This is a genomic window from Actinoplanes sp. NPDC049598 (assembly GCF_040675435.1).
Classification (GTDB): Bacteria; Actinomycetota; Actinomycetes; order Mycobacteriales; family Micromonosporaceae; genus Actinoplanes.
The window spans coordinates 285,003-301,071 of record NZ_JBFAOX010000009.1 but is presented as its reverse complement, the minus strand read 5'-3'; the positions used below and the strand labels follow the sequence as shown (position 1 = coordinate 301,071).

18 protein-coding genes and 1 tRNA gene are annotated in these 16,069 nt (G+C 70.8%); all 19 read right to left on the bottom strand.

Translation table 11 applies throughout. The annotated features are described in order from the left end of the window. Positions 1–3: 3 nt before the first annotated feature. Positions 4–288: a hypothetical protein gene (locus AB0J66_RS22590; protein WP_364663714.1), complete on the bottom strand. Its 285-nt coding sequence runs from the start codon at positions 286–288 to the stop codon at positions 4–6. A gap of 68 nt (positions 289–356) precedes the next feature. Next, positions 357–1,181 carry a Bax inhibitor-1/YccA family protein gene (locus AB0J66_RS22585; RefSeq protein WP_364663711.1) on the bottom strand — a complete coding sequence of 275 codons (825 nt, stop codon included), beginning with the start codon at positions 1,179–1,181 and terminating at the stop codon, positions 357–359. A 129-nt stretch (positions 1,182–1,310) separates the two neighbouring features. Beyond that, a complete protein-coding gene (locus AB0J66_RS22580; RefSeq protein WP_364663709.1) occupies positions 1,311–1,943 on the bottom strand; it encodes a MarC family protein in 633 nt (210 codons plus the stop codon). Between the two features lie 2 nt (positions 1,944–1,945). Beyond that, the gene (locus AB0J66_RS22575; protein WP_364663706.1) at positions 1,946–3,178 is read right to left on the bottom strand and encodes an arginine deiminase; all 1,233 of its coding nucleotides are present in this window, start codon (positions 3,176–3,178) and stop codon (positions 1,946–1,948) included. Between the two features lie 15 nt (positions 3,179–3,193). Further along, complete coding sequence (locus tag AB0J66_RS22570; protein ID WP_364663703.1) at positions 3,194–4,627, bottom strand: basic amino acid/polyamine antiporter; 1,434 nt, start codon at positions 4,625–4,627, stop codon at positions 3,194–3,196. Continuing rightward, complete coding sequence (locus AB0J66_RS22565; RefSeq protein WP_364663700.1) at positions 4,624–5,724, bottom strand: trypsin-like peptidase domain-containing protein; 1,101 nt, start codon at positions 5,722–5,724, stop codon at positions 4,624–4,626. Before AB0J66_RS22565 ends, AB0J66_RS22570 begins: the two co-directional genes overlap by 4 nt. 79 nt (positions 5,725–5,803) lie before the next feature. Beyond that, positions 5,804–6,565, bottom strand: coding sequence for an ABC transporter permease (locus AB0J66_RS22560; protein WP_364663697.1), 762 nt, complete (start codon positions 6,563–6,565; stop codon positions 5,804–5,806). Continuing rightward, positions 6,562–7,332 carry an ATP-binding cassette domain-containing protein gene (locus AB0J66_RS22555; protein ID WP_364663694.1) on the bottom strand — a complete coding sequence of 257 codons (771 nt, stop codon included), beginning with the start codon at positions 7,330–7,332 and terminating at the stop codon, positions 6,562–6,564. The genes AB0J66_RS22560 and AB0J66_RS22555 overlap by 4 nt, the downstream gene beginning before the upstream one ends. Positions 7,333–7,348: 16 nt before the next feature. Further along, complete coding sequence (locus tag AB0J66_RS22550) at positions 7,349–8,188, bottom strand: DUF4097 family beta strand repeat-containing protein (RefSeq protein WP_364663691.1); 840 nt, start codon at positions 8,186–8,188, stop codon at positions 7,349–7,351. A gap of 51 nt (positions 8,189–8,239) precedes the next feature. After that, positions 8,240–8,758, bottom strand: a complete 519-nt coding sequence (locus tag AB0J66_RS22545) for an Arc family DNA-binding protein (RefSeq protein WP_364663688.1) — start codon at positions 8,756–8,758, stop codon at positions 8,240–8,242. Positions 8,759–8,874: 116 nt separating this feature from the next. Then, a tRNA-Leu gene (locus tag AB0J66_RS22540) sits at positions 8,875–8,961 on the bottom strand. 54 nt (positions 8,962–9,015) lie between these two features. Then, positions 9,016–10,386 (bottom strand): NAD(P)/FAD-dependent oxidoreductase, encoded by a 1,371-nt coding sequence (locus AB0J66_RS22535; RefSeq protein WP_364663685.1) that lies wholly within the window; start codon positions 10,384–10,386, stop codon positions 9,016–9,018. A gap of 98 nt (positions 10,387–10,484) precedes the next feature. Then, complete coding sequence (locus AB0J66_RS22530) at positions 10,485–11,048, bottom strand: hypothetical protein (RefSeq protein ID WP_364663682.1); 564 nt, start codon at positions 11,046–11,048, stop codon at positions 10,485–10,487. A gap of 1 nt (position 11,049) precedes the next feature. Next, complete coding sequence (locus AB0J66_RS22525; RefSeq protein ID WP_364663946.1) at positions 11,050–12,369, bottom strand: DUF58 domain-containing protein; 1,320 nt, start codon at positions 12,367–12,369, stop codon at positions 11,050–11,052. A gap of 17 nt (positions 12,370–12,386) precedes the next feature. Then, entirely contained in the window at positions 12,387–13,382 is a 996-nt protein-coding gene (locus AB0J66_RS22520) for a MoxR family ATPase (protein WP_364663679.1), read from the bottom strand. 16 nt (positions 13,383–13,398) lie between these two features. Beyond that, positions 13,399–13,965: a hypothetical protein gene (locus tag AB0J66_RS22515; RefSeq protein WP_364663676.1), complete on the bottom strand. Its 567-nt coding sequence runs from the start codon at positions 13,963–13,965 to the stop codon at positions 13,399–13,401. Next, positions 13,962–14,660 (bottom strand): DUF4129 domain-containing protein, encoded by a 699-nt coding sequence (locus AB0J66_RS22510; RefSeq protein ID WP_364663673.1) that lies wholly within the window; start codon positions 14,658–14,660, stop codon positions 13,962–13,964. The genes AB0J66_RS22515 and AB0J66_RS22510 overlap by 4 nt, the downstream gene beginning before the upstream one ends. A gap of 101 nt (positions 14,661–14,761) precedes the next feature. Further along, positions 14,762–15,514: a uracil-DNA glycosylase gene (locus AB0J66_RS22505; RefSeq protein WP_364663670.1), complete on the bottom strand. Its 753-nt coding sequence runs from the start codon at positions 15,512–15,514 to the stop codon at positions 14,762–14,764. Between the two features lie 64 nt (positions 15,515–15,578). Further along, the coding region (locus AB0J66_RS22500) for a hypothetical protein (RefSeq protein WP_364663667.1) at positions 15,579–16,069 on the bottom strand (491 nt) is incomplete at its 5' end.

The window sequence follows — 16,069 nt, the reverse complement described above, 5'->3', positions numbered from 1 at the left end:
TTTTTACAGGCTTTGCCGTACGGAATCGACGGCCGCGAGCGCTTCGGCGGAGGCGGCGGCAGCGGCCGGCAGGTCGTCGGCCATCACCCGGAGCTGGTCGGGCAGGACCAGATCGGACTCGCGCGGGACCACCCGCCGCGGCCGGCCCTCGGCGTCGGCGGCCAGATCGGCCAGACGCTGCACCAGGGCGTAGACCTTGTCGCCACGGCCGTCGGCCCGCCAGCGCGGCGCCTCCCAGTGGCGCACCTGGTTGAGCAGCCGCTCGATCGAGGTCGCGAAGTCAGTCACCGGACGACCATAAGACAGCGCCCGGCCCGTGGGGAGACGGGCCGGGCGCTGTCGGTCGAGCTGAGAGATCAGTCGTCGCCTTGCAGGAAGCTCAACAGGCGCAGGATCTCGAGGTAGAGCCAGACGAGGCTGACCAGGATGCCGAAGGCGGCCACCCAGGAGTAGCGCTGCGGAAGACCCATCCGCACGCCCTCCTCGACCTCGTTGAAGCTCAGGATGAAGCTGAGCGCGGCCACCACGATGCAGACGATGCTGAAGACGTAACCGAGCGGGCCGTTGTCACGCAGGCCGGTGTTGAAGCCGAACAGCGAGAGCACCAGGTTGATCAGGATGACGGCGAACAGGCCACCCATGACGGCGATGAGGCCGCGGGTGAACTTGGGCGTCGCCCGGATCACGCGGGCCCGGTAGAGCACCGCCATCAGGAAGAACACGCCGAAGGTGGCGGTCACCGCCTGCAGGATGATCCCGTCGTAGCCGAAGAACTCCTGGTAGGTCTTGGAGACCATGCCGACGAAGACGCCCTCGATGACCGCGTAGGCCACCACGAGCGCCGGGTTGGCCATGCGCGAGAACGAGATCACGAAGCCCAGGATCAGGCCGACGATCGCGGCGCCGATCCAGGCCGCCCCGGTCGCGGAGTCGGGAACCACGTTCCAGGCGACGATGGCCGAGATGCCGGTGATGCCGAGCAGCGTCACCGTCTTGACGACGACGTCGTCGACCGTCATCGGGCGCACGGCGGGCGGAGCGGCGGGGTAGTCCGGCGCCGTCGGGTACGGCTGACCGTAACCCGGGGCGGCACCGGCGGGGCCGTACGCCCCGTACCCGGCCGTACGCTCCCGCTCGGCCGCCTGGCCGAGGCGCGAGAGCACCGGGTTCGAAGTCTTCACTGTGTCCAGCCTCCCTTGAGGTTGAGGCACGAGGTAATGGCACCTTGACGTGCTCTTCCAGGGTACGGGCAAGAGTCACTTCCTGGCCCGCCCGAAGGCTGTGAACCAGCTGAAGGTGAAACTGTGAAGTTACTGAAAACGGTCGATCGCGGACAGGGCGAGCTCGGTGAAGCCGTTGGTCAGCAGGACCACGGCGATCGCGGTCAGCAGGATGCCGGCGATCCGGTCGAGGATGGCCGCGGCCGCCCCGGAGATCCGCCGCTCGACGTGGCCGGCGGCGTAAAGGGTCAGACCGGTGACGATCGCGTAGGCCAGCGCCGCCACCGACAGCAGCAATCGACCGGTGACACTGCCGACGTCGGCCGCGGCCGCCACCCCGAAGGCGAACGTCGTCCCGCCGACCGTCAGCGGGAAGGTGATCGGCGTGAACAGCACCGACTTGGCCGGCTTGTCCGTCGCGGTGGCCGACGCCGGGCCGACTCTGCCGGTCATCAGCGGCACCGAGGCCAGGATCAGCGCGATGCCACCGGTCGCGGTCAGGGCGGCCGTGCTGATCCCGAGCAGCTCCAGCAGCGGCTCGCCGACCCAGATGGCCAACAGGACGAAGACCACCACGTTGACGACCAGGCCGAGGGCGAGCCGCACCTGCTCCGCGTGCGTGTAGGGCCGGACGATGGGCAGGTACGACGAGAGCGCCGCGACCGGGCTGTAGAGGGCGAACAACGCCAGGAACAGGACCAGGGCGTCGTACTTGAAGGACATCGCTAGAAGTCGACCGCGTCGCGGACGAGGGGGCAGGTCATGCAGTGCCCGCCGCCCCGGCCGCGGCCCAGCTCGGCCCCGACGATCGTGATGACCTCGACGCCGGCCTGGCGCAGCAGGGTGTTGGTCTGGGTGTTCCGGTCGTAGGTGAAGACCACACCCGGCTCGACCGCGACCGCGTTGTTGCCGCTGTCCCACTGCTGGCGCTCGGAGGCGTACACGTCCCCGCCGGTCTCGATGACCCGCAGCTGCTTGAAGCCGAGCGACTCGGCCACCACGTCGACGAAACTCCGGCCCTGTTCGTCGATCACGTCGACCCCCCACGAGCCGGGCACCAGCGTGAACGGGTGGATCCCGTCCACGATGTTCGGGTAGAGGGTGACCACGTCACGATCGGCGAAGGTGAAGACCGTGTCCAGGTGCATCGCCGCCCGCAGCTTCGGCATGCCGGCCACGATGACCTTCCCGGCGGCGCCGTTGGCGAACAGCGACTGGGCGACCTGGGTGATGGCCTGGCGCGAGGTGCGCTCGCTCATCCCGACCAGCACCACGCCGTTGCCGACCGGCATCACGTCGCCGCCCTCGAAGGTGGCCAGGCCCCAGTCCTGCTCGGGGTCGCCCCACCAGACCTTCGAGCCCACGTAGTCCGGGTGGAATTCGTAGATCGCCTTCATCAGCAGGGTCTCGTCGTGCCGGGCCGGCCAGTACAGCGGGTTCAGCGTCAGACCCCCGTACAGCCAGCAGGTGGTGTCGCGGGTGTAGAGGGTGTTGGGCAGCGGCGGCATCAGATATTCGCGGACCCCGGTCGCCTCGCGGGCCAGCGACACGTAGGCCGACTTACGGAACTCGGGCGGCAGATCCGCGGTGGCCAGGCCGCCGATCAGGAACTCGGCCAGCTCGCGCGGCTTGAGGTCCTCCAGGAAGGCCCGCGTGTCGTCGAGCAGGCCGAGGCCGACCTCGTTCGCGATGATCTTGCGGTCGAGCAGCCAGGAGCGGGCCTCGGGGATCGCCATCGTCTCGGCCAGCAGCTCGTGCAGCTCGACCACCTCGACGCCGCGGTTGCGCAGCTTGTTGACGAAGTCGGCGTGGTCGCGCTGCGCGTTCTCGACCCACATGACGTCGTCGAAGAGCAGGTCGTCGGCGTTGCCGGGGGTGAGCCGGCGGTGGGCCAGCCCGGGCGCGCAGACCAGCACCTTGCGCAGCCGGCCGACCTCCGAATGGACTCCGTGTTCCATGTCAGCTCCTTGTCGTCAGATGGAGATCCAGCCCGCCACGAGCGCCACGACGCCGACGACGGCGCCAAGGACCGAGACGGCGAGAATGACGAGCTCGCGGCCGTCGAACAGCGGCCGGCCCTGCTCCCGGCGCGCCTGGACGAAAAGCAGCGTGGCCGGGGCGTAGATGATCAGCGAGACCAGCACGAACTTAGGCCCGGCGGCGAACAATAGGAAGATCGTGTACGCCACGGCCAGCACCCCGACCGTGAGCTCGCGCCCCCGCCCCTGCGGCTGCTCCACATAGGTCTCGCGGGTCAGGGCCAACTTCAGGGCGTACGCGGCGGCGAGCAGGAACGGGATCAGGGTGAGGGCGCTGGTCAGGTCGAGGGCGAAGTTGAACGCGTCGGAGGAGAACCAAGTGACGATCAGGACGACCTGGATCAGGATCGAGGTCAGCAGCAGCGCGTTGAAGGGCACGTCGCCACGCTTGGTACGGCGCAGGAACCGCGGCATGTCGTCGTCGGCGGCCGCCACGAACAGCACCTCGGCCGCCATCAGGGTCCAGGCCAGGTACGCGCCGAGCACCGAGACGATCAGGCCGGCGCTCACGAAGACCTTGCCCCACGTGCCGACGGCCGCCTCCAGCACCCCGCCCATCGACGGCTGCCGCAGCTCGGCGATCTCGCTGGAGGGCAGGATGCCGTACGAGACGATGGTGACCGACGCGAAGATCGCGAACACGCCGAGAAAACCCAGGATGGTGGCCCGTCCGACGTCCCGCCGCCGCTTGGCGTGGCGGGAGTAGACACTCGCGCCCTCGACGCCCAGGAAGACGAAGACGGTGACCAGCATCGTGCCCTTGACCTGCTCGAAAAGTGAGCCGTAGTCGGCCGGTCCGCTGAGGTTGTCGGCGAATACCTTCGGGTCGAGCAGGAAGAGCGCGATCAGGACGAAGACGATGATCGGCACGACCTTGGCCACCGTGACGACCCGGTTGAGCGCGGCCGCGTCCTTGACCCCGCGCTGGATCAGGTAGAAGAACAGCCAGATCCCGGCCGTGGAGACGGTGATCGCGAGCAGGGTGTCGCCGTCGCCCATGGCCGGCCAGATCGTGCCGATGGTCGACATGATCAGGACCCAGTACGTCACGTTGCCCACGCAGGCGCTGGCCCAGTACCCGAAGGCCGAGAAGAAGCCCAGGTACTCCCCGAAACCGGCCTTGGCGTACGCGTAGACACCCGCGTCGAGCTCGGGTTTGCGCAACGCCAGGGTCTGGAAGACGAAGGCCAGCATGAGCATGCCGGCCCCGGCGATGGCCCACGCGATGATCGCGCCGTAGACCCCGGTCTCCTGGGCGAAACGCCGGGGCAGCGAGAAGACGCCGGCCCCGACCATCCCGCCGATGACCATCGTGGTCATCGTGAGCAGGGTGAGCTTCTGGGCGGTGGAGGTCTCGGTCGTGGTCACGGCTCGGTCACCGGCACCCGGGCGCTCTGGGCGGCGCCACCGCGGCTGAACCGGAGGTCGACCGTGTCGCCCGGCTTGTGCGTACGGATCGCCACCAGCATCTGATCGGTGCTGTTGACCGCGGTCCCGGCGACCTGGGTGATCACGTCACCCGGGCGCAGCCCGCCGCGGGCGGCGCCGAAGCCGGGCACCACCTGCTCGACCAGGGCCCCGCGGGGCAGGCCGGTGGCCCGCGCGATCTCGTCGGTCACGGTCACCGACATCACCCCGATGACCGGGTGGGTGGCCCGGCCGGCCTCGATGATCTGCTGCGCGACCGAGCGGGCGAAGTCGATCGGGATGGCGAAGTTGAGGCCGATGCTGCCGCCGCCGCCCTCCGGGGGCTGGGCGCCGGCCGAGTTGACCCCGATCTGCCGCCCCGCGCAGTCGGTGAGCGGGCCCCCGCTGTTGCCCTGGTTGACCGCGGCGTCGGTCTGCACGGCGTTGACCAGGGCGGCCGGCTCGTCGCCCTGGCCCACGTCGATCCACCGGTTGAGGGCGCTGACCACGCCCGCGGTGATGGTGCTGTTGAGACCGAGCGGGGAACCGGCCGCGACCACCGGCTGACCGACGACAAGGGCTGAGGAGTCGCCGGTCGCGATCGGGGTGAGGGTGGCCGCGGCCGGGTCGACCCGGAGCACCGCGAGATCGGTGGCCGGGTCGCGCCCGACGACGGTCGCCGGCACTTCGGCCGCCCCACGGGCGAAGTCGACGGTGATGGTCCCCGCGGCGACCGCGCCCGTCCCCGGAGCCGGTGCGGTGAACGCCGGGGCGATGACATGGTCGTTGGTCAGGATGTTCCCGTCGCGGTCGAGCACCGAGCCCGAGCCGAGCCCGCCGGTCGCCCCGCGCCGCACGTTGACGGTGACCAGGGACGGGAAGACCACACCGGCCACCGCGGTGACGTCGCAGGCCGTCCCGGCCGGTGCGGCCGCCGCGGCCGGACGGCCGTCACCGTCCGGACCGGACGCGGCCGCGCCGAGCAGACCGCCGGTGATCCCCGACAGCAGCGCCAGGGCCACTGCCCCGGCGACCAGACGCCCCGGCGTGAGTCGCATGCGGCCAACGTAGATAGATGCCGGACCGCCCGGCGTCATCCGAAACGGATGAGGCGCCGGGCGGGCGATCGGGGTGGGGTCAGGAGATCTTGCGGTGGTAGGCGCGCATGGCCAGGGCGTACGCGACGACGGTGATGCCGGCGCACCAGGCGAGGGCGATCCAGATGTCGTGGCCGACCGGCTGCTGGTCGAGCAGGGCCCGGATCGAGTTGACGATCGAGGTGACCGGCTGGTTCTCGGCGAAGACGCGGACCGGGGTGGGCATCGTGTCGGTCGGGACGAAGGCCGAACTGATGAAGGGGAGGAAGACGATCGGGTAGGAGAAGGCGCTCGCGCCGTCCGGGGAGGAGGCGGAGAGGCCGGCCAGCACGGCGATCCAGGTCAGGGCCAGGGTGAACAGCAGCAGGATGCCGATCACGGCGAGCCAGGCGAGCACGCCGGCCGAGGAGCGGAAGCCGATCAATAGTCCTATTAGGACAATGACGGCGCAGGACAGGGCGTTGGAGACGATCGAGGTCAGGACGTGGCCCCACAGCACCGAGGAGCGGGCGATCGGCATCGAGTTGAAGCGTTCGAAGATGCCGCCCTGCAGGTCGTTGAAGAGGCGGAAGCCGGTGTAGGAGATGCCGCTGGCGATGGCGATCAGCAGGACGCCGGGCATCAGGTAGTTCGTGTAGTTGCCGGCGCCGGTCTGGATGGCGCCGCCGAAGACGTAGCGGAACAGCAGCAGGAACGCGATCGGCATGATCGTGACGGTGATGATCGTGTCGAGGCTGCGGGTGATGTGCCGCATCGAGCGGCCGAGCATCACATTGGTGTCGGTCAGGACGTGCGTGCTCATCGTGGCCCCTTCTTGTCGCCGACGATCGCCAGGAAGATCTCTTCCAGGGTGGGTTGCCGCTCCACGTACTCGACCTTCGCCGGCGGGAGCAGCCGGCGGAGCTCGGCCAGGGTGCCGGAGACGATGATGGCGCCCTCGTGCAGGATCGCGATCCGGTCGGCCAGCTTCTCCGCCTCGTCCAGGTACTGCGTGGTGAGCAGGACGGTCGTGCCGCCGCCGGCCAGGTTCTCGATCACCTTCCACACCTCGAGGCGGCCCTGCGGGTCGAGGCCGGTGGTCGGCTCGTCGAGGAAGATGATCGGCGGGTCGCCGATCAGGCTCATCGCGATGTCGAGGCGGCGGCGCATGCCACCCGAGTAGGTGCCGACCCGGCGGCCGGCCGCGTCGGTCAGGCCGAACCGGTCGAGCAGGTCGTCGGCGATCTTGGCGGGATCGTCCACCCGCCGCAGCCGGGCGATCATCACCAGGTTCTCGCGGCCGGTGAGGATCTCGTCGACCGCCGCGAACTGGCCGGTCAGGCTGATCGACTCGCGCACCCGCTGCGGCTCGGCGGCCACGTCGAAGCCGTTGACGACGGCCGTGCCGCCGTCCGCCTTGAGCAGGGTGGCCAGGATTCGTACGGTCGTGGTCTTGCCGGCGCCGTTGGAGCCCAGCAGCGCGAAGATGCTGCCGCGGGCCACTTCCAGGTCGACGCCCCGCAGAACGGCCACGTCCTGGTAGGACTTCTGCAATCCGTGCACCCGGATGGCCGGGGTCCGATCGTCCATGATCTGGGGTTCTCCTTCAGGATCGGTGGATGAGGATGTCGCCGAAACCGGTGCGGGCGCGGACCTCGACGGTCTCGGCCGCCTCGCCGGGGCTGCTGGCCTGTTCCATCTCGTTGTGCACCTGACCGAAGCCGGTGTTGAGCTCGAGCCAGGCCGCGGTGCCGTCGGCGATGCCGATCTCCAGCGCGCCGGCCCCGGTGTCGGCCGCCACCACGCCGCGGGCCACCTCACCGAGGCGGATCCGGCCGTTGGCCGTCTTCGCGTCGACGCCGGCCCCGGCCCGCTGGATGTCGATGTCGCCGTTGGCCGTCTTGACCCGGGCGTCGCCGGTCACGGCGCCGATCGTGGTGTCGCCGTTGGAGTTCTTGACGACGGCGGTGCCGGTCACCTCGCCGAGCTGGATCCGGCCGGAGCCGGTGGACACCTCGGCCGCGCCGGCGATCCGGTCGACGGTGACGTGGCCGAAACCGGTGTGCAGGCGCAGGGAACCGGTCTGCTCGAGCCACATGTCGCCGGTGCTCTTGATCCGGGTGTCGCCGAGCCGGCCGGCGCACCGGAAACCGCCCATCACCAGATGCGCGGCGACCTGCGAGCCGGTGGGCAGCTCGATGGAGACGGCGACCGCCTTGGACTTCTTGGAGAAGTCGAAGGTGCGCTTGGGGCCGATCACCCGCAACTCGCCGTTCGCGTAGTCGACCTTGATCTGCTGGGCCGCCTGCACGTCGGACTCGTCGTTCTCGTCGTTCGGGCGCACCTCGACGACGGTGTCGGTGCGATCGGTGGCGACGATCCGGACGTCGCCGACGTAGTACTCGATCGTGACGGCGATCGATGTGGGGGTCTCGAATTTTGGCATGGCGGTACCCACTTCCTGGGTCGACGGAAGGTCTCTGCTGGTCAGAGGCGGTTAGCGCACCCAGCCGGTGAAACGCTGGGCGGCTCGCTTACCGGTGTCGCGGGGCTCGGGGCGCTGATGGTGATCGGGCTGCCGCAGGGCCGAGGAGGCGGCCCGGACGAGCCAGGCGTTGACCGAGCGGCCCTCGGCGGCCGCGGCCTCCTCGATCGCGGTCTTGAGCTGCTCGGGCATGCGGACGTTGATCCGCGCGGCCGGGCCGTCCTCGGCGAACGGGAGGTCGCCGTCGTTCGCGGTGGTGGCCGTCGCGGCCGGCTCGGCGGTGGGGGCCGGCGGGGCGGTGACGACGAACTCGGGGTCGCGGCCGCGCAGGCGGATCTCGACCGAGCCGGGAGCCAGGTCGCCGGTGATCTCGTCGGCGGCGCCGGAGAGCGCCTCCAGCAGGGTCATCCGGATCGCCGACTCGAGGGAACCGGTCAGGCGCTCGACCAGCGCACGCGAATCCTCGCCGCCCGCCTCGGCCAGGGTGGCGAACTCGCGGCCGAGGTTGTTCACATACGTGGTCAAGTCCATGGCACCACTATGGCACACGAGTGGCACCACAGCCAAGACACTTGGCACACAGTGGTGCCGCGCTGGCACAACAAAAGGACCACCGCAGCTGACTGCGGTGGTCCTGATGGTCGTACTGGTGCCCGGGGCGGGTCTCGAACCCGCACGCCTGCGTGAGGCAGCCGCTTTTAAGGCGGCCGTGTCTGCCGTTCCACCACCCGGGCGGGCCTGGTGACACCGTATAGGTTGCCGGCCGGGAGGCGGAAACGGAGATTACCTCAGTGGGTGCCGGCGCCCACGGTCGTGCGGCCCTCGGGCTTCTCCTCCGGCTTGCGCACCGGCGGGGTCACCTCGAGGAACTCCTCGCGCGGGTGGTGCAGCTGGCCGAGGGCGATCGTCTCGCGGCGGAGCACGAAGGCCAGCGTCCAGTCGGCCACGACCCGGACCTTGCGGTTGAACGAGGGGATCCGGCTCATGTGGTACGAGCGGTGCATGAACCACGCGGGAAGGCCGCGCACCTTGATGCCGTAGACGTGCGCCACGCCCTTGTAGAGGCCGAGGCCGGCCACGGAGCCGACGTACTTGTGGCGGTACTCCTTGGGCAGGCCGCCCAGGACGACCGACTTGATGTTGTCGGCCAGCACCTTGGCCTGGCGCACGGCGTGCTGGGCGCTCGGTGAGCACCAGCCGCCCGGGTTGGTCAGGTCGGGCACCTGCGCGCAGTCGCCGGCCGACCAGGCGCCGTCGAGCACATTGCCGTCGCTGTCGGCCACCTGCAGGGTGGGCAGGCAGTTGACGTGACCCTTGGGGCCGCGCGGCAGATCGGTGACGTCGAGCATCGGCGACGGCTTGACGCCGGCGGTCCAGACCACGGTCTCGGCGCGGAACTTGTCGCCGTCGGACAGCTCGATGTTGCCGTCGACGCAGGACTTGAGGAACGTCTCGAGACGGATCGAGATGCCGCGCTTGGCCAGCTGCCGGGCCGCGTACGCGCCCATCTTGGCGCCGACCTCGGGCAGGATCCGGTTGCTGGCCTCGACCAGGACGAACTTGACCTCGTTCTGGTCGAGCTCGGGGTAGTACTTGAGGGCGTCGCGGACCACGTCCTCCATCTCGGCCATCGCCTCGACACCGGCGAAACCGCCGCCGACGAAGACGAAGCTGAGCGCGGCCTTGCGGATCTCGGGGTCGGGCGTCACTGCCGCGACATCGAGCTGCTCCATGATGTGGTTGCGCAGGTAGATGGCTTCACCGATGGTCTTGAAGCCGATGCCGCGCTCGCTGAGGCCGGGGATCGGAAGCGTCCGCGAGACGGAGCCGGGGGCCACGATGATGTGGTCGTACTCCATCTCGGTGGCCGGGCCCTCGATGGGCTGGACGGTGACCGTCTTGCGCGCGTGCTCGACCTTGGTGACCTCGCCGACGATGACGCGGCACTTCTTGAGCTCGCGGCGGAGCGGCACGACACTGTGCCGCGGCTCGATGTTGCCGGCCGCTGCCTCGGGCAGGAACGGCTGGTACGTCATGTGGGGCTGGGGGTCGACGACGACGATCTCGGCCTTGCGGCGGCTGAGCTTCTTCGACAGTCGCAGGGCGGCATAGAGCCCAACGTGACCTGCCCCTACGACGACAATGCGCTGCGGATTCACGCCTTCCATTGTCGCTGTTCGCGGCTCGCCACGCCTCTTGGTGTGATCTATCCCAAGTCCATTTGTCAAGTGCCGTGACGCACATATTTCGAGGACATTTACGCCCTGCGAACGAGGCGTGCTATGAGGAGCGTGGCCCCCGCGGCACCGGTCAATCCGACCAGTGTGGCCACCAGAAACGCGCTTCCGGCCAAATCAGCGGTGAGTCCCAGAATGGCTACGGTGAGTACGGCGGAGACAATCACCACAACGAGCGCCCGGGCCAGCCAGACCCCGATCACGTCGGCATTCACCACGGCGTCGTACGGCAGAACGGCGGCCAATGCCGTCAGCGAATGTCCAAGATAGAGCGCCGTAGCAATTGTCAGGACCCGCCACAATGCGACCGGCGAATCCTGCATGACCGTATCGACCAGCCAGCCGGCCACCACGACCAGCGCGGCGAAGGTGGCGCCCCGGCCCCGCGGCGCCACCGCCGGGTAGACCGCGACCAGCGCCAGCGGGGCGAAGAACTGCGTGGCGAGCAGCCCGGCCGGCCAGGCCACGGCCATCGCGACCAGGCCGCACAGCGCGATGGCGCACCGGACCAGGAACGGCAGCACGGTGGCCCGGGTCAGGACGGTCTTGGCCCCGGTGAGCTTGCGGGCGAACAGGCTGAACACGTCAGTGCCCCCGGGGCGCCGAGGCGAGGCGGGCGACGTCCCGCAGGACCAGATCGAGGCTGCCGGCGCCGGCCCAGGCGACCACCGGGACGCCGTGCTCGCGCAGACGGCCCAGCACGTTCTCGCGCTCCATCCGCCACAGCCGGGTGGCCAGCGGGGTCCACTGGTCGCGCATCTCGGGGGCGGCGCCCGGCGGCAGGGTGTCGACGGCGACGACATACCGGCCGGACTGGGCGAGCGAGGCCAGCATGTCGGCCGACCGCGGATCGATCAGCGGGGTCAGCACCACGACGAGCGCGTCCGAGGAGACGTGGTGGGCGCCGAAGTCGTGCTCGCTCGCCTCCATCGGGTCCGGGCGCACGTCGAGCAGCCACTCCAGGACGATCAGGTACTGCCGGCGGCCGGTCGCCGGGCGCAGGCGGCGGGCGGTCGCGCCGTACTCCAGCAGCGAGACGCGGTCGCCGCGCTGCAGGTAGTGCTCGGCGATCGCGGCCGACGCGCGGACCGTGGTGTCCAGCACCGAGGCGCTGCCGGCCAGGCCGGCCTCGCCCAGCACGTCGAGCAGCAGGACCACCTCGGCGTCGCGGTCGGACAGGGTCGAGGCGACATGCAGATCCCGTGTCCGCAGGGAGACGCGCCAGTCGATGCGCCGCAGCCGGTCGCCCGGCGCGAACGGCCGTACCCCCGCCAGCTCGCCGCCCTCCCCCGGCCGGCGGGACCGGTGATTGCCGACCAGCCCGGCCGCGGCCGGCATGGCCTCGATCGCGTTGAACGGCTCGGTCACCGGGTAGACCCGTACCTCGCTGCCGTCGGTGATCACCGGGCGGCAGGCCAGCAGGCCACCGCAGGTGGCGACGCGCGCGGCGGCCGGGCCGACGGCCTGACGGCCCCAGCGCAGGGCCTCGCCCTCCAGCTCGACCGCGGCCCAGCCGTCGGCCCCCACGGTGATCGCGAACGGGCGGTCCGACTGCTCCAGGCTCAGCCAGCGCGACGTGCGGGTGCGGACCACCACCAGGTCGTACGAGATCTCGTCGGGATTGCTGACGATCACCGAGGCCTCGACCCGGCCGCCCTCGACCAGGTACTCCTGATCGGCCTGCACGGTCAGCTCGGGGAACGAGCCCGGCCGGCGGCGCAGGCTGATCGCGACGCCGACGGCGAACGGGGCGGCCAGCAGCACCAGATCGACCCGGCCCAGCGCCACGCCCAGCACCAGCAGCAGACCGGTCAGCAGGACGGCCCGGCCCAGCGCCCGGGTCGGCACCCAGGCCGGGGCGGACGGGCCGTCACCCGTCGACGGGGGTGGGACCGCCTGGCGCAGACGCAGATCGGGGCTGGTCACGTCGCGTACGTGGGGAGGGCGCCGCTGGCCGGCGCGGGCGTCGCCTGGAGAACCTCCTCGACCACGAACGACGGGTCGACGCGGCGCAGCCACATCTCCGGCCGCAGCGTGATGCGGTGCGCGAGGGCCGGCACGGCGACGTCCTTCACGTCCTCGGGCACCACGAAGTCACGGCCGGCCATCGCGGCCCGGGCCCGGGCCAGCAGCAGCAGGGCCAGCGAGCCACGCGGCGACGAGCCGACCAGGACGGACGCGTGCTCGCGGGTGGCCGAGGTCAGTGCGACGATGTACCGGCCGATCGAGTCCTCGAGGGTGATCGACTCCAGGGCGGCCTGCATCGACTGCAGCGTGGCCGAGTCGACCACCGCGGGCAGGAAAGCCTCCTCCTGGCGGCGCGACATGCGCCGGCGCAGCACGTCCCACTCCTCCTCGGCGGTCGGGTAGCCGAACGAGACCCGCAGCAGGAAGCGGTCGAGCTGGGCCTCGGGCAGCGGATAGGTGCCCTCGTACTCGATGGGGTTGGCCGTGGCCAGCACGTGGAACGGCGGATCGAGACGGTAGGTGACGCCCTCGACCGAGACCTGCTTCTCCTGCATGGCCTCGAGCAGCGCGGCCTGGGTCTTCGGGGGCGTCCGGTTGATCTCGTCGGCCAGCAGCATGTTGGTGAAGACCGGGCCGGCCCGGAACGCGAAGTCGCCCTTGCGCTGGTCGTACAGGAAGGAGCCGGTGACATCGGCCGGCAGCAGGTCGGGGGTGAACTGCAGCCGGCGGAAGTCGAGGCCCAGCGACTGGGCGAAGCAGCGGGCGGTCAGCGTCTTGCCGAGACCGGGCAGATCCTCCAGGAGGACGTGGCCGCCGGCCAGGATGCCGGCCAGCACGAGCTCGAGCGAGTCACGCTTGCCGACCACGACGCTGCCGACCGAGTCGAGGACGGCATTGGCCAGTCTGCCCACCTCGTACGGGGGAAGAGCCTGCACGCCTGTCTCGGTCACCGGGGCACCCTTCTAGTCACAGTCGTTCCAACGCTTCGACATACGTCTCCAGGTCGCGCACTTTAGGCGTACGCCGCCCGGTGTCGTGCAGAGCCGCCCAGAACGGGTCGCCGAGCAGCTCCCGGGCGCGCCGCGGATCGGACTGACGGGTGATCCCGTGACGCAACCGCAGCCGCTCGTCGGTGAGCTCGGCCAGCACCGGCAGAACGTTACGCGAGTACTGATCGGGATTGTCCTGGGCCCACTCGAGGGTCTGCTCCCACCGCCGGACCGCGGCCCGCAGGGCGTCCGGGCCGGACCGGTCGCTCCCGCCGCGCCCGGCGGCCGAGCGTCTCGGGAGAGCCGGGGCGCGCACCCACTGGACGGCCAGCACGACCAGGCGCAGCGCGACCAGCGCGGTCACCACGAAGACGACGGAGATGTCGATGTCGGACGAGCGGAGGGCGGCCACGATCACGACGGTCAGCAGGGTGATGACGACCAGGTTGATCAGCAGCCACGACCCTCGCCTCTTGACCGGCGCGGACTCCTCCTCCGGCGGTGGCGGCTCCTCGCGGTGGCCGAACAGCTCGTCCAGGCTCATCGGGCCGCCGCCTCGACCGGGGCGCCCAGGTCGGCCCGCAGCCGCTGCAGGGCCTCGCGGGCCTGCCGGCGCATCTGGTCGTCGACCGTGTGGGTCGCGTAGCGCGCCTGCCGGTAGACCTCGAGCAGGGCGGCCAGCACCCCGGCGTCCACCTGCTGCTCGTTGAGCAGACGGCCGACCAGGTCGGTCGGGCTGTCGCCCGGATGGCGCGGGGTGCCCGCGGCCGCGGCGGCCTGCTCCAGGCGCACCCAGCAGGCGATCACGGCGCGGCGGGGGTCACGGTCGGTGTCCGACAGCTCCTCCAGGCCGGCGTCGAGGGCGGCCACCAGCTCCTCGGCCGTCCGCGGCTGATCCCGCTTGTTCTTGCGCTTCTTCGGGTTCTTGCCCTTGCGGCCGCGGCGGTCGCGCAGCAGCGCGTAGACGACCAGGCCGATCAGGAGGACGCCGACGACGCCGATGACGACCAGGGCGACCGTGCCCACCCAGTCGGGCAGGCCGCGCGCCGGCTCGGGCTCGGGCGCCGGGGCCGCGGCCGAGGGCACCGCGCTGGGCAGGGCCGGGGCCTGGCCGACCGGCTGGTCGCGGGCGATCTCGTCGAGCTGGGCCTCGCTGCGGGTGGCGGCCAGCGAGGTCACGAAGAGCAGCACGAGGACGGCGGCCAGAGGCCACCAGCGTCGCACCGCACCGAGGTCCACGTTGTCTCCATCAACCGGCCGGCTCCCCCGCCCGCGCGGGCGTCGTCCAGCTCGGCCGGGGTGAGCTTACCGGTGAACGTACTGCCCGCAGACACGTGGATTCAGGCCAGGCCGGCCAGGTTCTTCGCCTGCCGGAAAACCGCGTCGAGCATGCCGGGGGTCAGGCGGCCGGTGAAGGTGTTCTGCTGGCTGACGTGGAAGGAGCCGAGCAGGTGCGGGGCGCCGGGCAGGCTGACCAGGGCGCCGTGGCCGAACTTGGGACGCGGGACCGGTGGCTTGAGGCCGTAGACGGCGGTCAGGGTGGGCCACCAGGCCTGCCAGGCGAAGGCGCCCAGTGCCACCACGACCCGCAGGCTGTCCTTGATGAGGGCGGTCTCGCGATGCGCCCAGGGCGCGCAATTGTCCCGTTCCTCCGGCAGGGGCTTGTTGTCCGGGGGCGCGCAGCGGACCGCGGAGAAGATCCGCAAGTGGTTCAGCTCCAGGCCGTCGTCGGCGCTGACGCTGGTGGGCTGGTTGGCCAAGCCGACCCGGTGGAGGGAGGCGAACAGCACGTCGCCCGAGCGGTCCCCGGTGAAGATGCGGCCGGTGCGGTTGCCGCCGTGGGCGGCCGGGGCCAGGCCGAGGATGGCGATCTCGGCGCCGGCCGGGCCGTAGCCGGGGACGGGCCGGCCCCAGTAATCCCACTCCCGGAAGGACGCCCGCTTGGTGGCGGCCACTTCCTCACGCCAGGCCACCAGTCGCGGGCAGGCGAAACAGTCGACGACGCACTGGTCGAGCACGTCCAGCGACGACGCGGCGGCCGCCTCCCGGCGCACGTCCTCGGCGGTCCGCGCTCGCGGCTCCCTGGGAATCACAGATCAAGCACAGCACGGCCCGGCGCTCCCGGGAAAACGGGGGCACCGGGCCGCTGATGGATCGTCAGGCCTTGGGGCGCAGGCAGAGGAGGTAGCCCTTGCCGGAGGAGCTGCCGAAGACGTAGAACTCCTCGCCCTCCTTGAAGAACTTGTCGCAGGACTTGCTGTCCGGGGAGCTCTCGCCGTCGATGCGGGAGACGACGGTGAACTTGGCCTCGGACGAGCCGCAGTCGACGACGTCGGCGTCGGTCTCGGTGGTGCCCTCGTCCTTGACTTCCTTGCCGGCGGCGATGCAGTCGCCCGCCTTGGCGTCCTTGGCCTTGTCGCCGAAGAGGGCCGAGCCGATGCCGACCTTGAGACCGATGATGATCAGGCCGACGACGACCGCGCCGACGATGCGCAGGACGACCTTGCCGGCGCCGCCCTTCTTCTTCGGCGGGGCCTCGCCCCCTGGGGGCGGCGGGTAGGCGCCGGGCTGGTCACCGACCGCCGGGTAGCCGGGCTGACCCGGGCCGGCCGGCGGGTAACCAGGCTGACCCTGACCGGCGGGCGGGT

Coding starts and splice junctions, on each gene's coding strand:
- AB0J66_RS22555 (WP_364663694.1), bottom strand. CDS start 7,332: ATGGACGATCGGACCCCGGCCATCCGGGTGCACGGATTGCAGAAGTCC.
- AB0J66_RS22560 (WP_364663697.1), bottom strand. CDS start 6,565: ATGAGCACGCACGTCCTGACCGACACCAATGTGATGCTCGGCCGCTCG.
- AB0J66_RS22575 (WP_364663706.1), bottom strand. CDS start 3,178: ATGGAACACGGAGTCCATTCGGAGGTCGGCCGGCTGCGCAAGGTGCTG.
- AB0J66_RS22550 (WP_364663691.1), bottom strand. CDS start 8,188: ATGCCAAAATTCGAGACCCCCACATCGATCGCCGTCACGATCGAGTAC.
- AB0J66_RS22545 (WP_364663688.1), bottom strand. CDS start 8,758: ATGGACTTGACCACGTATGTGAACAACCTCGGCCGCGAGTTCGCCACC.
- AB0J66_RS22515 (WP_364663676.1), bottom strand. CDS start 13,965: ATGAGCCTGGACGAGCTGTTCGGCCACCGCGAGGAGCCGCCACCGCCG.
- AB0J66_RS22565 (WP_364663700.1), bottom strand. CDS start 5,724: ATGCGACTCACGCCGGGGCGTCTGGTCGCCGGGGCAGTGGCCCTGGCG.
- AB0J66_RS22580 (WP_364663709.1), bottom strand. CDS start 1,943: ATGTCCTTCAAGTACGACGCCCTGGTCCTGTTCCTGGCGTTGTTCGCC.